Origin of the sequence: Desulfogranum marinum, from assembly GCF_016918565.1 — a bacterium.
Classification (GTDB): Bacteria; Desulfobacterota; Desulfobulbia; order Desulfobulbales; family Desulfobulbaceae; genus Desulfogranum; species Desulfogranum marinum.
In genome coordinates this window covers 24,079-39,690 of the sequence record NZ_JAFFQD010000024.1, presented here as the reverse complement: position 1 = coordinate 39,690, position 15,612 = coordinate 24,079, and the positions used below count along the sequence as shown (strand labels likewise).

Genomic DNA, 15,612 nt, shown 5'->3' with positions numbered 1-15,612 from the left:
TCACCTCGCATTTCCTACCAGTTCGCGCACCTCTGAACTGGAAACACAGTGAATACCATCCTCAGCCAACTTACGACAATCGCTCTCCGACCAGTTTCGAACTTCCGCCTTGATTGAAGGCAGGGCGGGTACGGATACTGAAAGTTCATCAACCCCCAGTCCGATAAGTATTGGTACGGCATCGGGATCAGAGGCCAGGCCACCGCAGACTCCAATCCACTTCCCCTGACTATGAGCCCCTTCTGCCGCCTGCCGGATCATTCTAAGGACAGATGGGTCCATACCATCCACCTTGGATGCAAGTTTAGGATGTCCCCGATCCATGGCCAGACAGTACTGGGTCAGGTCATTGGTACCGACCGAAAAGAAATCAACCTCTTTTGCAAACTGTTCAGCCATCACAGCGGTGGACGGAACTTCGACCATGATGCCGACCTCGATTGGCGCGACTCCGAGTTTTTCCCGCTCTACCTCCAACATCTGCCTGGCTTCGCGAAACTCTTGTATGGTTGCAATCATCGGAAACATGATCCGTATCTTGCCATACGCTCCGGCTCGCAGGATTGCCCGGGCCTGGACCCGGAAAATTTCAGGCCGCTCCAGTCCGATACGGATACCTCGTTGCCCGAGAAAAGGGTTTTCCTCAACCGGCATGGGCAGGTATGGAAGTGGCTTGTCGCCGCCCACATCCAGGGTCCGAACAATAAGGGGGCGACCTTCAAGAGCAAGCAGGACATCCCGATACACCTCATACTGCTCGTCCTCGGTCGGTGCAGTGGTTCTCTTAAGAAATAAAAACTCCGAGCGGAGAAGTCCGACCCCTTCCCCGCCAAGGGTTATCGATTCCCTCGCCTCTTCAACCCCACCGATATTGGCGACAACCTCCATCCTCTTCCCATCGGTGGTGACTGCCGCTTCACCTGCCGCCGCAAGATCCTTTTCCTTCTGCTCCTGCATAGCCGCCTGTTCTTCAAGGGTTTGCCGGATCAACTCATCTGAAGGGTTGATCCTCAGCGTTCCTTTACCGCCATTGAGAATGAGCGGGGTCCCGTCTTGTATCTCAAGTGCCTCGGCCTCGATCCCGGCCACGGCTGCTATATCAAGGGACCGGGCCAGGATGGCGACATGCGAAGTTGCACCTCCAGTGGTCGTGCAGAACCCCTTGACCTTTGTTGTGTCTATGGTAGCGGTAAACGATGGGGTCAGTTCTTCGGCTACCAGTATGGCCACATCAGGCAGCTGCAACTCTTCAGGCTCTTTACCGGTTAGTATCCGCAACACCCTTTTTCCCACATCACGAAGATCATTCGCCCTGCCGGCAAGGATCTCGTTTTGCAATACGGCCAGCTGGTCAGCAAGAGTGGTATACGCATTCTGCCAGGCATACTCCGCGCTTTTTCCCTTTGCTGTCAGGCTCCTCGCGATATCCAGCAGGTCCGGATCATCAAGTATCTCCCGATGGGCAGCAAAGATTGCTGCCTTGGCCCCATCTGATTGCTTATGCAGGTTTATTTGTAGCGCCTCAAGATAGTTTTTCGCCTCTTCTATTGCGTTGTCAAGACGGACATTTTCGTGATGGGCATCATCGGCCTCTTCCTCAAAATCAAAGACCTCTTCACGCACCCTGACAGCTTTACCCACAGCAATCCCAGGTGCTGCTGCAACACCGAGCAAGAGATTCGGATCACCGCTTTTGGGCCCTGTTACCATGGTCTGGTCTTCAGATAGTTCCGTGGATGCAGGTACGGAGACGGGAGTTGTCCCCTCATCGCCAAGGCCACCTGCGATCTGTGGCAATATCTCTGCCACGGCAGACTCCGAGTCTGGGCCAATAGCTCTTAGCTGGATTTTGTCGAGATGGGCGACGTTCAGTTTCATGATGCCAACTACGGACTTGGCATTGACACGCTCCTCTCCTTTTATCAACTCGATTCTGGCATCAAACTTTTTGGCCAGAGCGGCAAGCACCGCTGCTGGCCGGGCATGGAGACCGGTTGGGTTTGGTACAACCAATGCCTCTGACAGCACCTCCAGGCCGGACTCTTTTTCTCCATCGCCTGTATCTCTCTTCAGGGTCACCGTCATCAGATCGGTAACAGCATGCTCAGCCAGACCATTTGCCTTAACGACATCGGCCACAAGCTCACCGTTTGTGAGAATAACCTGGGTAAGAAGGCTTTTGGCGCTGGTCGCCACAAGATCCATGTCTATCGAGATCAACTCATCCCCCTGCTTTACCTCTTGTCCCTCTTTGACATGAGCAGTAAAGCCCTTACCCTTCAAGGCAACGGTATCGATACCGATATGCATCATTACCTCCAGGCCGGTCTGGTGGGTTATAGTGACCGCATGACAGGCACTGTGCACTTGAGTGACCGTGCCGTCAAAGGGGGCGACCAGGACGTTGTTGACAGGGTCAATCGATATTCCGTCTCCAACCATTTTCTGCGAAAATACCGGGTCGGGAACCTGCTCGATCGGGTATATCACTCCAGATAATGGTGATTTTACAATGACTTTATCCATGTTTCTCTTCCTTTAAAGGTTGAGGATATCAGCCCGGATTTCTCATGAGTTTTCTGATCTTCGACTTAACTTTTTGATATTTATAGAAAATACGGTAGCGCTAAATAAACAGACTGTTTTTTTCGTCGATAATCAAAAAACTCACCCTCCGGGTCAGCGGATTTTTCCGCAGACTCTTTGTTGCAGGCCATTTGCGGTAGCTTACTATCGGAGTCTACGCTTACCTGCTGCATGTCCTGCGCCTCGATCTGCGAAAAACTTCACTGATGAGAAATCCGGGCTAGAGGTTGACATTGAGTTTAAGGCCCAGCACAGTCACATTGGAAAAATCTTTGGAACCATTGGGATTCAAAATATATTGGATAGAAGGCATCAGTTCCAGGCCATACCCGAGAACCATATTATAGGTAAGTTCCACAAGGGTCTCGTTGCCTCTTTCCTTTTCACCAACGAAATCATGTGTATAGGTATTGAAATCCGAGTGTTCAGCGTAGGTGAGCATTAACCCTAGCTTGTCCCTGTCCCTGGTCGGAATCAACCCCCTATAGATACAGCCGGCACTAATACTCATCGGAAGCGCTGATATTTCATCATCCGTGTTCAAAACTATTGACCCGAAAGCCGCAAGGCCCTGGTCATCAGCACTTTCCTCGCGGTAGAGCATCCAGTCGCTAAGTACCCAGAAAGATGTCTGTCCTTCAAAAATTTCATCGGAATCAAAGGCCTGAAAATCACCGGTATGATGATTCAACCCTATCTTGACGACATCGTCGACCCCTGCTTGAGCATCTCGATGAAAATAAAACTGGAGTTCAGCAGCTATGGCCATCCCATTTTCGCCCAGGGTCCAGTCCCAGCCGTTCTTGTCCTGCTCAGTCCAGCCTCCGTCAAACACACCGGCCTTTATCTGCACCTTTTCTCCAATCTTATAACCGGCATGAACACCTGCGGTGGCATCTGGGTAGGCGTTGAGAGAATACGGGGTGAAGACCCCTTTGGGGCTACCGCATATCGCGTTGTTCATGAAATTGCAGTACAGATCCGAACGGAGGAAAAGATCATTCATCACCAGTCGCCCGTAATCCAGAGACAGGTCCTCGGTAAACTGGGTTGTGAATTGAAAATTGACAAGCTTAGTGGTCTGACCGCCAAAAGCCTCCTGGCTTTTGTTGTAATATTCGCCGTAGATGTACCGCCCATCTTCAGTTGCAGCCGGAACTACATAATCTTCAGACAGGTTATCCCCACTCCTGCTTGAGTATTTTGCCAGGAATCGGGTCTTGGGCAGACTGATTAATTTGGTGAGATCCAGCTTGAGCTCGGCATTGATGTTATGCAGGTAGGTGCTCTCCTGCTCAAAGCCTCCGGAAACAGAAGCGGCAGGCTCAGCCGTGTAACTGAGACCGATATGGACCCCTGCCTCATTGAGTTTAGTCCGTTTCCCGCCCCAGTCACCAGTCAGGTATTGTTGGGTTGAATAAAGTTCACCACCATGAACAGTGGGTGCGAATAAGAAAAGTAAAGCAAAACAGATTTGGCAGCTCGAACAAAGATTCCGCATTCTGACCTCCCTTTGGATGAAAAGTCCCAAAAATGTGAGTCGCCGAATATCGTTCCTTTCTAGAATCTACCTTTAAATATCATTATTGCCTGCAGGGTACATATTCAACGCAAAAACATTTTGAGGTAAAAAATAAAAGGCTGACTGTGGCTACGCTAGATTTTCAAAAGGTAACAAAGAGGTATCCCGACGACACCCTGGCGCTCAAAGATTTCGAACTGAAAATAAGCGATGGAGAACTTGTCGTCCTGATTGCACCATCAGGGTACGGCAAGTCAACAGCACTCCGCTTACTGGTCGGACTTGAAAATGTGACCGATGGAAAAATCCTGATCAACGGCAACGTGTCGCCATGGGACGGGCCCTTGTAAGGAATCCAACGGTTTTTCTTTTGAACGAACCCTTGTCAAACCTTGACGCGAAACAGCGTGCGCAGATCATGGCTGAAATCTCCCTGTTACAAAGAAAACTGGGCAAAACAACCTTGTATGTCACCCATGATCAAGTCGAAGCCATGACTCTCGGTTCGATCAGCCACTAACCAACAATTCAGTCTTAAACGGCAATTCTCTTAGTCGCACACCGGTTGCTTTAAACACAGCATTGGAAACTGCCGGGGCTACCGAGGGTAGCACTGGTTCACCAATGCCTCCTGCCTTCAGGTTGTTGCTTGCTATATGTACCTCAATTTCAGGTACCTCGGACATGGTCAGCACAGGGTATTCATCATAATTTGCTGTCTTGACCCCGCCATTATCAAAATGAACCTCTTCATGAAAGGCCAGGCTTAACCCCATAACTACTCCGGCTTCAGCCTGAGCTTTAATTGCATCAGGATAAACGGCTGTTCCACAGTCCACAGCACATATCACTTTATGGACCGCTATTTTTCCTCGATTGTCCACAGAAACTTCAGCTATATGGGCAACAATAGACTCAAAACAGAATGTCAGGGCCACACCTCTTGCCCTTCCTTGGGTAACCGGACTGTTCCATGCACCTTTTTCAGCGAGAAGTGACAACAACTTATAAGGGCGAGAACCTTTCTCCATGTGCTCCAGGCGAAATTGGAGCGGATCTTTTCCAGATTTATGGGCCAGCTCATCTATAAAAGATTCTACTGTGAATACATTGACAGAATACCCTACAGACCTCCACCAACCGACAGGTATAGGCACCCCTTGCAACATGACATAGTTTACAAGCTGATTAGGGATAGAATATGGCATATCCCTGATGCCACTAATGGCATCAGGATCTATTCCATCCTCTACGTATTGGGGCATCACCCTGGACATAACTGAAGGGGCGGCAACTTTATGTATCCATGCGACTACCCTGCCCTCTTTATCGAGCCCAGCTTTTATTCGACATTGACTGCCTGGGCGAAAATAGTCATTGGCAAAGTCGTCTTCACGACTCCAGATTACTTTCACAGGCCTGCCTAAAGCCTGAGAAAGTATTACCGAATCAACAACCGGATCAGGTTCCCCACGCAAACCAAAACCACCACCAGCAAAAGTGGTCATCACCTCTACTTTTTCAGGTGGCAGCCCGGTAATCTTGGAGGCTGTCATCTGGGCAACTGTTTGCCCTTGCGTTGGCACCCATAGCCGACAACGCTCTTTTTCCACATGAGCTGTGCAGTTTATTGGTTCAACCTGAGCGTGTGAGATATACGGTAGCTTATAGGATTCTTCTACAGTTTTGTGAGCTTGAGCAAAAGCTTCTTCAGCATCTCCGCTTTCTTTGCCAACCGCACCAGGTTGCTCAAGATGTTTTACAAACAAGGCATCCAGGTATTCATCATTCAAATCTGGATGGGAGCCTTCCGACCACTTAATATTGAGAGCATCTCGCCCCTGCATAGCCGCATAGGTCGTTTCTGCGCATACCGCAATCTTATCATCAATGGGGACGACCTTAACCACCCCCTTGACAGCCATGGCAGCCTGTTCATTGTAGGATTGGGGGCTTGCACCGTAAGCAATAGGACGAGCTACCACTGCTATGCACATTTCAGGCAAGGTAAAATCGATACCGTAAACGGTTTTCCCCTTTACCTTATCCGGTATATCTAGTCGCTGCTTGGATGTACCTATTATTTTGTACTTTCCAGCATCTTTCAGCTGAGAATTTTCAGGAATTTTCCTTTTTCCTGCCGTTTCTACGAGTTCTCCATAGGAGAAGCTGCGTCCGTCAGGGTGAAAGACTTTGGATTCTTTTGCCGTGCATTTCTCCGCAGAAACGCCCCACTTCTCTGCTGCAGCCTCAACAAGCATCTGACGGGCTGTTGCACCTACTTGGCGTAGCATATCCCAGCGGTGACGAATGCTCGTACTACCTCCGGTTAACTGGACATGCCACAGAGGGTCTTTAAACGGCTCTGCAGCAAGCGCCATTTTCACTCCAATATTTTTCCATGCAGCATCCAGTTCATCGGCGATAATCATAGGGATACCGGTATGCGTCCCCTGACCAAGATTGGTCTGCCCCATCCAGATTATTATCGAGTCATCTTTTGCGATTTCGAGAAAAGCATGAGGTTTAAATGTCAGTTCTGAACCTGCTCTAACAAAAGACACATTGCAGAGCTCGAAAGAATTTGAGAGTAACGTTACACCAATAACAAGGCTGCTTTGCTGCAAAAAGGTCCTTCTTGTTATATCGATAGTCATGATTTCACACCCGCAGTTGAGGTCATTCCTGCAGCAAGCTTTATTGCCTGCTTCATCCGCGGATGGGAGCCGCATCGGCAAATTACATCATCTAGAGCTTCATTGATCTGCTCACCAGACGGATCAGGCACCCTGGAGAGAAAGTCAACAGTCTGCAGCATGACACCTGGTTGACAATACCCACATTGGGGCACTTGCTTTTCAATCCATGCAATCTTGACAGGATGATCATCAGCGATGCCTTCAATTGTAAGAATTTTGCTCCCAACGACTTCCTCTACAGTGATTGAACAGGACCGGACAGCCTCACCATCTAAAAGCACCGTACAGATACCGCACTCAGCAATCCCACATGTATACTTGACGCTTGTAATCCCCAAGTTATCACGCAGTACCCACAGCAACGGGGTATCGGGGTCCACATCAACCTTACTGACCTCTCCATTTACATGTAACGAAATCATATGTCCTCCATAGCTGCATTTTAGTTTCAATCTATATCGCTATACCTTGGAAACACTGTTAATATAATTTCAACAAGATGGTAATTCAGACCAACCGACGTGGTAGAGTTGCCCCCTCATACTCCTTGCTAAATTTTTGATACCGTTTACCGGCACCTTTGGTGAATATTGTAAAAATTTACAACTTCATTTATTGATGTTCAACATTTTGAAATTGTTTACAATTGTACAGATCCTCATAATGTTCATAAAAAATTCGGGCTAAAGCTGATAGTATAAGAGGTTTGACCTGTCAGTTGTCAGATGATAACTTAACCTGATACTTGAGGTTTCCAAATCAAGTACTCTTGCTACAGGACAAAAACAGGCAAAGGCGGACAAGAGCAGTACTTTATTTCTCAAAGAACGTGCCGAGGTTGCCCAGCATTGAACCTTCTCCCTTGCTTTCACCACCAGCCGATGGTGCGTTGGCGATGATACGATCCGCCATTCTGGAAAACGGCAGGCCTTGTAACCACACGGCTCCATGGCCCTGTAAGGTGGCAAGGAATAACCCTTCACCGCCGAAAAACATTGATTTCAGGTTGCCGGCTCGCTCAATACTGTAATCAATACCGGTTGAAAAACCGACCAGGCAACCGGTATCCACTAGTAATTTATCGCCTCGGAGTTCTTTTTTCACGACGGTGCCACCGGCATGGATAAATGCCATACCGTCGCCTACCAACTTCTGAAGGATGAAGCCTTCACCACCAAAGAACCCCGCCCCCAGTTTCTGGTTGAACGCAATACTGATCTCAGTGCCAAGGGCAGCGCACAAAAACGCATCTTTCTGGCATAAGAGTTCCCCACCCTCAATGGTGCCTAGATCAATGGGAATAATTTTCCCCGGGTAAGGCGCTGCAAAAGCAACCCGCTTCTTCCCACCACCATTATTTGTAAAGTGGGTCATGAAAATGGATTCGCCGGTGAGAACTCGTTTGCCGACGCCTTTAAGCAGCCCCATAATCCCGCTTTCCGACTCCGACCCATCGCCCATTTTTGCTGCAAAACCGATACCGTCTTCCATGTAGTTCATGGCGCCTGCTTCCGCGATGACTGTTTCCCCCGGATCAAGCTCCACCTCAATTATCTGGATATCATTACCAATGATTTCATAATCTATTTCATGACTGCGCATGGTTGTTCCTCTTGCTTTAATAGGCAGTAATTATTTGTACTTTCTATGATATAAAAGAGGGTAACACTTGTCAATTGATCCACTGTGATATAGTGGACTATCGGCAACCGAAACCGTTTTGCCAATTAAGCCCGCTAGCCTCTTCCTGTTAATTCATACATATCCATGTAATCCCGCCACCCCCTGCATGTCACCTACTCTCAGCTTTCTTGACAAAACACACAATGTCTGTAAGTATACCCGCGTAAAAGAACTAACTTTTAAAGAACTAACTTTAATTTTTGTGGAGTTTGTTGTGTCCTCTTCATCCAGGGCCAAGTTGTCGCCTAAGAAAAAAATTGCAGACCGGATCAAAAGTGACTTAAAGCAGGCCGTATTAGACGGGGTGTATAAATCGGGTGACAAGCTCTCTCCTGAAGTTGAAATTGCCAGGCAGTACAGGGTAAGCAAGGTATCAGTCCGGGAGGCTTTACATGAGCTGGAGAGTGAAGGGCTGATTGTCAAAAAAAGAGGGATTTTTGGCGGCAGCTTCATTGCTGAACCTGGCGTGGAGAAGATGGTGAACGTTGTCACCAACGCTTTTTTGTTTGGTGGAGTGACTGTAACTGATCTCGCCGAATTCAGACAGATTCTTGAACCAGGACTTGCCAGGCTTGCTGCAGCACGGAGGACTGAAAATGATCTCGTCGCCATGGAAGAGTATATTGCGGCAATTCATCACTCCATAGAAAAGGGTGAACCGAACCAGACAAAGGCTATAGGCTTTCATAAGTTAATAGCCGATGCCTGCCACAATCGCTTTATCAGTAGCTTAATGGCCGCTCTTGTCCACGTCTTTCAACAGGTTCTTGACAAAGAACCAGACATGGAAACAGCCAGGAAGGATATCCGATTTAACGAATTATTCTACGAGCACATCAAGGCCCGCGATGGAGAAAAAGCAGAGTTGGTTATGAAAAAACACTTTGATGCGCTCGAGCAAATAATCAGGCAGAGAAGGAAAAATGGTGAAACGATCTCTTGATCAGCAGGCTGGCATAGGAAACAGGCAGAAATGACATATCCAAGCATATATCCAACAGGAACAACTGTTTACAATTCTTCAAAGTGCTATAATGGGTACACAGTATTTCAGGCCAAAGAGCTGGGTGCTCTGGTCGTTGATATGAATGGGGGTGAGGTAAAATTATGGCGTGGTCTCCATGGATTTCCGAACAAGCTCCTTCCCGGAGGACAGGTTCTGGGGCATACCGGAGAACGTTCGACCCTTTATGGTATGCAGGACTATCGTGATCTCATCCAGGTTGATTGGGATGGCAATGTGGTCTGGAAATTTAACAAGTATGAGTTCATTGAGGACCCCGGCGAGGAGCCGCAATGGATGGCCAGGGTTCACCATGACTACCAACGCGACGGTAACCCTGTCGGCTACTATGTGCCGGGAATGGAACCGCAGACTGAGCAGGGCAACACCATGTTGCTCGGTCATAAAAATACCAGGTGCCAGGCTATCAGCGATAAAAATCTCCTTGATGACACTGTCTATGAGGTTTCCTGGGATGGTGAAATCCTGTGGGAATGGGTCTGTAGTGATCACTTCGATGAGTTTGATTTTCGCGAAGATGCACGCAATGCCCTTTCACGAGACCCGAATATGCGACCGTGTGGGGGAGGCATGGGCGATTGGATGCACCTCAACTCCATGTCGCTACTGGGGCCTAATAAATGGTTTGATGCCGGCGACACCCGTTTTCATCCAGACAACATCATAGTGGATGGCCGGGAAACCAATATTATTTTCATTGTCAGCAAGGAGACAGGGGACGTTGTCTGGAAGGTCGGCCCCTACTATGACGACACTCCCGAAAAAGAACTTGAGTGGATAATCGGCCAGCATCACGCTCATATGATTCCCAGAGGACTTCCAGGGGAAGGCAATATTCTGGTATATGACAATGGTGGCTGGGCCGGATATGGCGGCTGTCATCCAGCTAGCCCCACCGGCACCAAGAATGTTCTTCGAGATTACTCCAGGGTTCTTGAATTTGATCCAATTTCATTGAAAATTGTTTGGCAATACACACCACATGAGGCTGGGCTGGTACATCCTACCGACTCCAACCGCTTGTATAGTCCTTTTATAAGCGCTGCGCAAAGATTACCCAATGGCAACACCCTTATCACTGAAGGAAGTGGTGGTCGAATTGTCGAGATAACGGCAACCCATGAGCTTGTATGGGAATATATCTCACCCTACTGGGGAAAGCACTTCAACATGAATATGGTGTATAGAGCCTATCGCTACCCCTACGGATATATCCCCCAGGTTGAGGTGCCCCTCCAAGTCGACATCAAGCCCATTGATGTGGTTGACTTCAGGGTAGAAGGGGCAAGCCCGAGAGGAGCTAGATCAGAGAGCGTGGTAGAAGGCGTTGTTCCCTACCAGACGTCTTCGGCTCTCTGCGTTCTCTCTGACACCGATGATGGCAACTAGTATTGTGCCTTACTTATGGCAAATTGCAGATAATGAACAATTCAGGAGAAAATAGATGAAACAGTTACTTTCTATTGTTGTGCTGGCGTGCATTATGGTTTTACCCTCTCTGGGCCACAGTCAAGAGTGGTCCCCAAAGGGTTCTATTACGCTTCAGATCGGCTTTGGTGCAGGTGGCTCGACAGATATCATGGGCCGGCTGGTTGCCGCTAAAATTGAAGAGAATACCGGATGGAATGTAGTGGTAGAAAACAAACCTGGCGGTGGAGGAATTGCCATGTTCTCTTCACTTATGCGAGAAAAGGCGGATGGCCAGACCTTAGGTCTTGGCGTGAGTATGCCTATTTTTCTTAACCTGGCTTCCCGAGGCGATAAAATCCCTTTCAATATCGATACCTTTGATTATCTCGCCACCATCATGCGCGGAGAGATTGGTATGGTCGCAAAAGCTGATGCACCGTACAACACCCTTGAAGAACTCATTGCTTACGGCAAAAAACAAAAAGGTGGGATTGCCGTTGCATTTGATGCCAAACCCCAGCAATTGGTACTGGAACCTGTCGCCAAAAACGCAGGAGTCAAATTCAAATTCGTTAAGCATAAGAGTGGTGCGGAACAGGTGCAAAGTCTTCTCGGCGGTCATGTCGATATTGCCTGCACAGCCGGGGAACATGTTAAATATATTGAGAGCGGTGATTTAAAAATGATCGCTTCAATGAGTAAGGACAGACAAGCCTGCTCTCCTGATTCGAAAACATTGATTGAAAACGGTTTTGAACTGTACCTGGAGCCCTATTTCTACATCGCAGCTCCAAAGGGCTTACCTGAAAATGTTAAAGCTACCCTGGCAAAAGCGTTCGATGAAGCGATTAATTCAGAAACAGTCAAGAACAGCCTTTTGAATTCGATGCAGGCCAATGCGTATAATCTTGGTCCTGAAGGAACATACACAATGATGAGCCAGGGAGCTGTTGATATCAAAGCGCTTGTTAAGGCGGCAAAGACGCAGTAGCAACACAAGAGGGTGTAGTATTTATGCACAATCGCATATCAGGTATTTTTGTTGCGCTTTTTGGAATTGCTTTGCTCTTTTTTGTAATTCCCTACCAGACAGAAGCTGTTGATTATGGGTGGTTAAAGCCTGCCACCCTCCCCTCAATTGCTGCTGTTATCATTACCCTCTCGGGTATCCTCCATGCTGTTTGCCCGCGGGGTAGGATAGAGTTTAGGCTCAGTTCAGCTCTCAGGGCCCTCCTCTTTTTTTGTATCGGCATTCTCGGCCTATGTATGATGACAATTAATTACATGATGGCCGCCCCTATACTAATGCTGGTGCTAATGTGGGTTATCGGAGAACGACGATGGAAATGGCTTTTTACTGGAATCGCCCTGTTGCCCGCATGTATCTGGTTCTGCATAGACTTTCTGCTCAAAAGACCTCTTCCCTGACCTCCACGCTACTTACCAGTTAAAAACAATAGAGAAGCAATATTTTGTAGTCCAAACTTGACCAGCTAGGTTAACCCAAGACAAAGAACACGCTCGATGATTGATACACATACTATTCTGACAGGCTTTGCAGACGCACTCACCCTGCATAACCTGTTTTTTGTCTGGTTCGGGATTATTGTCGGCCAACTCGTTGGGGCCATACCAGGAATTGGCCCAGTGATGGCGATGGCCATTGCTATTCCGTTCACATTTACGTTGAACCCATTACCAGCTATCGGCTTTCTGATGGGGGTCAGTAAAGGTGGGCTTGTTGGCGGTGCTATTCCAGCAATCCTCATGAATACTCCAGGCACACCGGATGCAGCCGCCACAACGTTAGACGGCTATCCCATGACTAAAAAAGGAAAACCTGAAAAAGCGACCAAAATAGCTCTTTACTCTTCGGTAACCGGTGATGCCTTTAGTGATATTATTCTCATAACCGTGGCACCCTTCATTGCTGTGGTTGCCTTGAAAATGGGACCGATCGAAATTTTTGCCCTAATGGTTTTCGCTTTTTCTATTATCGCCGGGCTGGTGGGTGATTCCATGGCCAAAGGAATAGTATCTGCCGGGCTTGGTCTGCTCTGCGCAACGGTGGGGCTTGACCCGGAAAACAGTACTCCACGGTTTATCTTTGGTTATTTCGAATTATATGATGGCATTCCTTTGGTCTCAATGGCTTTGGGCATGTTGGCCGTTGCCGAAATTCTGAGAAGAATGGCACGTATCCGGGGCACGATCAAATCTGCCATTGTTATTCCTAAAGCTCAAAAAAAAGCGGATCGAGGAGTCAGTTTTGTAGAGTTCTGGGCATGTAAATATACAATACTCAGAGGGTCGGTTATAGGAACCATACTTGGAGCTATTCCCGGCCTTGATTCATCTGCAGCTTCTTTTTTGAGCTATGCAACAGCAAAGCAGGCTTCAGCAGATCCCAAGAGCTTTGGCAAAGGAAACATACATGGTGTAGCAGCAACAGAATCTGCAAACTCAGCTGTCGCCGGTGCGAATTTGATCCCACTGCTCACCTTAGGAATACCTGGTAATCTTGCTGCAGCCCTTATTATCAGTGCATTGATGATCCACGGTATTCAACCGGGACCACTTCTTTTTCAGGAACAGGGGCAGCTAATTTATGGGTTGTTCGGCACGCTTCTCATGGCAAATGTCCTCAACCTGGTTTCAGGCTTACTGGGGCTTCGTCTCTGGGCCCGCGTTATTCAAGCGCCTGAGTCTATAATATTTCCAGCGGCCCTTTTACTCTGCATGACCGGGGTCTACCTCGCAACGGGTGGCCTGTTTGGAGTTGCGGTGATGTTTGTTTTTGCCCTCCTGGGGTACCTGATGAGTTCCTTCGGGTACTCAGTGATAGTGTTTGTGATAGCTTTTTTTCTTGGTGAGCGGTTTGAGCTATCTCTATCACAGTCCCTTAATATCATAGATGGCGATCTGACTATTCTCCTATCCCACCCGGTAGCCTTACTTTTATTTATTTTAGCAATAGTTTCTGCTATATGGTTTGGGTTAAAATCCAAGGGTAAGCCGGAATAACTTATCTCCCACCGAGGGAAAGCAGCTGAGTCCCTTAAATTATCTCTGCAGATTTATGAGCTGAAAATTGAAGCCTATCAAGACATTTTCACCACTCTTCCTTTGCCCGACGGACGAAACAATCTGAAAGGCGGCGTGTGGCAAAATTTGAAAAGAATCTGGCCAATATCGAAACGAAAACCAACATTTCAAATCGAACAAGATCTATACAGCACAGCTCCCTGCTCCCTTCGAAAATCCCGCTGAGCATCACTATTTGATTGGGTGACTTGCCACAGGGTATTCGCATTCACTTTCTACAAACCATAAAATAACACGGGGACTGCGGCCTGCCCCAGTCATTTGTCTTTGTACAAGAACAACAGTATCAGTAGTTTATCTCCAATCAAGAGCATCTTTTCAAAATATCCTTAATATCGATCGGCGCCGGAGCAGGCCTGATTTTGATTGAAAAAACGCATTTTACAAGACACTTTTAAAAAATCATTTATTGATTGGAGCAATTATAAACACCTGCAAACAAGCCACAGAGGAGGATACGGCTACCCAGCCGTCTTAATGCTATCACTATGATACGACAAGGATCTACTGCACTCAGAGCCGTACCCTCCTACTGTATCTTTTTATTTTGCCGCTGCTTTTAGTGCAAATTAACCGAAGAAAGATTATAAATATTATTAATTTGACACGTTGCACAAACATCCGAACCATGACGAGGCGAGAGCATGAAACGTTTTAAAAATATTCTTTATGTCGTAGACACTGAACCATCACCCGAGGAAGCGAATGTTTCGGATAAAGTGGCAAACTTAGCCAAACTCAATAATGCCCGGGTCACCTTAGCTGGAATATCTGATGAGCATCCATTGCTTGAACAATTCAATAAACTTTTGTCCGCAAAATTTGAAAAACTTGAAGACCAGTTAACCTCTCAAAAGATGAGTGCAATTCAAGAGCTCCTCTCAACCGATAGATGGAAAGGTCTTGAAGTGGAGAGTTGTTTTTTACACGGTAAAGATTTTGTTTCAATTATCCAAAAAGTTTTACAAGATAAGCATGACCTGGTCATAAAAAAACGCACCACAGCTGAAGATGAAGATGCCTTGGCTATGCGCCTTTTTCGGAAATGCCCTTGCCCGGTATGGATAATTGATGGCAGTCAATCGACTGATTTTAAGAAGGTGCTCGGGGCGATCGATGTAAACTCCAATGAAAATGAAACAAAACAGCTTAATAAAAAAATCATTGAACTGACAAGCTCTCTTGCGCAACGTGAAAGTGGAGAAGCTCACTACCTTCATGCCTGGGAACTCCCACACGAGGTGATGCTCAGGAGCCCCCGTTTTAATGTAGCGGAGCAAGAGCTTGTGCAAATGAAACAAGACCTTGCTACTACTCTTGAAGAAACGTTTCAAAAAACTTTAGCCGAAGCCGGCGTAGCCGGCCCCCCCGGTCATGTGCACCTGGAAGAAGGGGAAGTCAGCAAGGTGATCCAGTACGTAATGGATTCACTGGAGATAGATGTACTTATTATGGGGAGTATCGCCCGCTCAGGTATACCCGGCCTCTTAATAGGAAACAGTGCGGAAAAGATATTGACGGAAACAAAATGTAGTGTTTTAGCAGTCAAACCTGACGGCTTCATCTCACCTGTCACGGAGTGA

Annotated in this window: 11 protein-coding genes and 1 pseudogene; 7 read left to right on the top strand and 5 right to left on the bottom strand. The window is 47.5% G+C overall.

Features of this window, described 5'->3' with window-relative positions:
- Both ptsP and JWH17_RS13805 read right to left on the bottom strand, forming a co-directional pair.
- Entirely contained in the window at positions 1-2,526 is a 2,526-nt protein-coding gene (gene ptsP / locus JWH17_RS13810; RefSeq protein WP_205223214.1) for a phosphoenolpyruvate--protein phosphotransferase, read from the bottom strand.
- Between the two features lie 280 nt (positions 2,527-2,806).
- Positions 2,807-4,087: a carbohydrate porin gene (locus JWH17_RS13805; protein WP_205223213.1), complete on the bottom strand. Its 1,281-nt coding sequence runs from the start codon at positions 4,085-4,087 to the stop codon at positions 2,807-2,809.
- Between the two features lie 146 nt (positions 4,088-4,233).
- Here JWH17_RS13805 and JWH17_RS24650 point away from each other — a divergent pair.
- Positions 4,234-4,613, top strand: a pseudogene (locus tag JWH17_RS24650) (ATP-binding cassette domain-containing protein); the annotation flags it as partial.
- Positions 4,614-4,617: 4 nt separating this feature from the next.
- Here the strand turns inward: JWH17_RS24650 and JWH17_RS13795 are convergent.
- The 3 genes from JWH17_RS13795 to JWH17_RS13785 form a co-directional block, all read right to left on the bottom strand.
- Positions 4,618-6,765, bottom strand: coding sequence for a xanthine dehydrogenase family protein molybdopterin-binding subunit (locus JWH17_RS13795; protein ID WP_205223212.1), 2,148 nt, complete (start codon positions 6,763-6,765; stop codon positions 4,618-4,620).
- A complete protein-coding gene (locus JWH17_RS13790) occupies positions 6,762-7,229 on the bottom strand; it encodes a (2Fe-2S)-binding protein (protein ID WP_205223211.1) in 468 nt (155 codons plus the stop codon). Before JWH17_RS13790 ends, JWH17_RS13795 begins: the two co-directional genes overlap by 4 nt.
- A 391-nt stretch (positions 7,230-7,620) precedes the next feature.
- Positions 7,621-8,409, bottom strand: coding sequence for a TIGR00266 family protein (locus JWH17_RS13785; RefSeq protein WP_205223210.1), 789 nt, complete (start codon positions 8,407-8,409; stop codon positions 7,621-7,623).
- A gap of 295 nt (positions 8,410-8,704) precedes the next feature.
- On the opposite strand from JWH17_RS13785, the gene JWH17_RS13780 reads away from it, so the two are divergent.
- From JWH17_RS13780 to JWH17_RS13755, 6 genes are all read left to right on the top strand, one after another.
- Positions 8,705-9,433 carry a FadR/GntR family transcriptional regulator gene (locus JWH17_RS13780; RefSeq protein ID WP_205223209.1) on the top strand — a complete coding sequence of 243 codons (729 nt, stop codon included), beginning with the start codon at positions 8,705-8,707 and terminating at the stop codon, positions 9,431-9,433.
- Between the two features lie 30 nt (positions 9,434-9,463).
- On the top strand, positions 9,464-10,903 hold the full coding sequence (locus tag JWH17_RS13775) for an aryl-sulfate sulfotransferase (RefSeq protein WP_205223208.1): 1,440 nt from the start codon (positions 9,464-9,466) through the stop codon (positions 10,901-10,903).
- Positions 10,904-10,958: 55 nt separating this feature from the next.
- Positions 10,959-11,915, top strand: coding sequence for a tripartite tricarboxylate transporter substrate binding protein (locus tag JWH17_RS13770; RefSeq protein WP_205223207.1), 957 nt, complete (start codon positions 10,959-10,961; stop codon positions 11,913-11,915).
- A 23-nt stretch (positions 11,916-11,938) separates the two neighbouring features.
- The gene (locus tag JWH17_RS13765) at positions 11,939-12,352 is read left to right on the top strand and encodes a tripartite tricarboxylate transporter TctB family protein (protein ID WP_205223206.1); all 414 of its coding nucleotides are present in this window, start codon (positions 11,939-11,941) and stop codon (positions 12,350-12,352) included.
- A gap of 96 nt (positions 12,353-12,448) precedes the next feature.
- Positions 12,449-13,948 carry a tripartite tricarboxylate transporter permease gene (locus tag JWH17_RS13760; protein ID WP_205223205.1) on the top strand — a complete coding sequence of 500 codons (1,500 nt, stop codon included), beginning with the start codon at positions 12,449-12,451 and terminating at the stop codon, positions 13,946-13,948.
- Between the two features lie 725 nt (positions 13,949-14,673).
- Positions 14,674-15,612 (top strand): universal stress protein, encoded by a 939-nt coding sequence (locus JWH17_RS13755; RefSeq protein WP_205223204.1) that lies wholly within the window; start codon positions 14,674-14,676, stop codon positions 15,610-15,612.